Source organism: Azospirillum aestuarii, assembly GCF_016632405.1.
Classification (GTDB): domain Bacteria; phylum Pseudomonadota; class Alphaproteobacteria; order Azospirillales; family Azospirillaceae; genus Azospirillum; species Azospirillum aestuarii.
This window is the reverse complement of the sequence record NZ_JAEPIV010000081.1, coordinates 1-2,176: the sequence shown is the minus strand read 5'-3', so window position 1 is coordinate 2,176 and position 2,176 is coordinate 1. Positions and strand designations below refer to the sequence as shown.

Genomic DNA, 2,176 nt, shown 5'->3' with positions numbered 1-2,176 from the left:
TCTTCTGAAGGACGGCAACCACGCTCTTGACCGCGTCACCCGAAGCATGGCCGAGCGCAACGCCGCCTACGGCACTTATCTGCACAACCAGGGCAACCACGCCCAGGCGCACAGCTATCTCGACTTCGCCATCGGCCAAGCGGCTTCCGGCTATCACAGCTGATACCGCTCAACACCGGTGCGCTGGGTCCCCGATGGATTGCACCGGGGATCCAGCCGTCGTCTTCCAATCATGGTGCATCTGAGCGAGCGTAGGCACCAAATCCTGCTTGAGCGCCGGCGGCGAGACAGCCCGACTGCATTAGAAGACCGGTCGCAGACCTGTGTAACGGCCCCTTTTGAGGGACGGTCCGGGCGCCTACCATGCTCCGGTCGTCCGTTCTCATGCACCCATGGATCACCCTGCTTGGGATGCCGCAAAACCGATGAGAAAAACGGGAACAAGACACCGCCGATGTCGGCGTGGCGTCCTCCCGCCACGTATGGCGTTCACGTCCAAACCATATCGATTTACCCGCTTGATCCAGCCCTCGAAACGGACATCGAGCGCTAAATCGGCAGACTGGATCGTTTGAGGGCGCCTTCCGTCAGTGCGCCAGCAGATGCTGCATTAGGTATGACATGAACGATTTCCTCCTTCAGGACCGCATCCACCAGCTGAGCCATTGGATCATCACGGCTGTCTTTCCCAGTCCGTACCTGTGGATGCACGTTGTTGTCCATATCGTCCTCGTAGCGACGCCACTGGCATTTCTTGCCCTGGTGACGGCTTGGGGGCTCGGTGCAGTCCGGCAGCGCCTGCCCGGCTCTCAGAAGGAAAGTTCGCGGGATGTTGTGTCGCCATTTCCACCCAGTCTGTTCCTGTACATCCTCAAACACACCAGAAAAAACCAAGCCACCATTCTCGCGGCCGCTCTGTTGTCTCTGCCTCTCCTTTACGCGATACTTGAGCTCCCAAAGCAAATAATAAATAAAGCACTGAACGCTGAAGGAGACACTTCAAAAATATTCGGGGTCGATATATCAAATTATGAACTTCTATTTGCTCTTTGCATGCTTTATCTCGGCGCCGTTCTGACAAATGGGGCGTTAAAATACATCATCAGCTTGCTTCAGGGAGGTCTGGCTGAAGGGATGATGCGCCGCATGCGCTTTGCCGCGTTCCGAGCCTGGGCTCGGGGCAAGACGCCATGTGACCACGCCCTGGTTATTCCGATGCTGGTGCAGGAAGTTGAGCCGATCGCCGGCTTCACCGGCGATATCTTCCAGGTTCCTGTGCTCCAGGGAGGGACGTTTTTGACGATCCTCGCCTTCATGATCGCCCAGGACCCAGTGTTGGGAGCTGCTGCCCTAACACTGGTTCCGCTTCAGATCGCCCTTGTACCCCGCCTGCAACGCCGGGTCAGCGCCCTGGCGCGCCAACGGTCGCGAGAATTGCGCTCGTTTGGTGCGGCAGTGGCCGATGCGTCCCCACACCACCGGATCAACCGGTCACCCCCGGTGCTGGCCGTTGCACAGTCACTAAAGCGCGTGCAGGCGATCCGGCTCGACATCTATCGGCGAAAATTCTTCATCAAAGGACTTAACAACTTCATCGCTCATCTTACCCCGTTCTTCTTTTACACAATCGGCGGCTACTTGGTGATCGAGGGACGTCTCTCTCTGGGAGCCCTCGTGGCGGTTCTGGCCGCTCACAAGGATATGTCAGGACCGCTTCGCGAACTCCTTAACTATTATCAGACCTTGGATGACGTCCGGGTCAGGTATGAGGATATTCGCCGCTTTCTGGGGGACCAGGCTGAGCCCCCTTCGTCGAGTACGTTGGGCACCCCGGTCGGTGGCACAGGGTCTGTTGCGGGTCCCTCGACACCGATGAACCAAGGGGCGTCCAACATAACGTCCACCCTATCGCCATAGGGCGGCCATCGTCATGGCTCTGATCGGCATCTGACACTGATGGTTGGTTCAGCTCACCGGCATCCTGATCGCCATGGCCGAAGGCGACTTGGCCGACGTCAGCGCGCTCGAATGCCCACTGCAAGCTATCGCGCCAACGCTGTGGCATTGCGCTAACCGCCTGCATCGTGTCCTGGGATGCACACCGGCTTCGAAGGCGCTCTGCAACACTTCGTTACACTTCCTGCCCATCTTCGAAACACGGCGGGGCGTAGAACGG

2 protein-coding genes are annotated in these 2,176 nt (G+C 58.4%); both read left to right on the top strand.

Translation table 11 applies throughout. From position 1 onward, the window contains the following. The first annotated feature begins 621 nt into the window (after positions 1 to 621). Complete coding sequence (locus JJL56_RS32650; protein ID WP_200487923.1) at positions 622 to 1,917, top strand: ABC transporter ATP-binding protein; 1,296 nt, start codon at positions 622 to 624, stop codon at positions 1,915 to 1,917. Between the two features lie 43 nt (positions 1,918 to 1,960). Next, on the top strand, positions 1,961 to 2,176 hold a 216-nt coding region (locus JJL56_RS32850), incomplete at its 3' end, for a hypothetical protein (RefSeq protein WP_211112032.1).

Coding starts and splice junctions, on each gene's coding strand:
- JJL56_RS32650 (WP_200487923.1), top strand. CDS start 622: ATGAACGATTTCCTCCTTCAGGACCGCATCCACCAGCTGAGCCATTGG.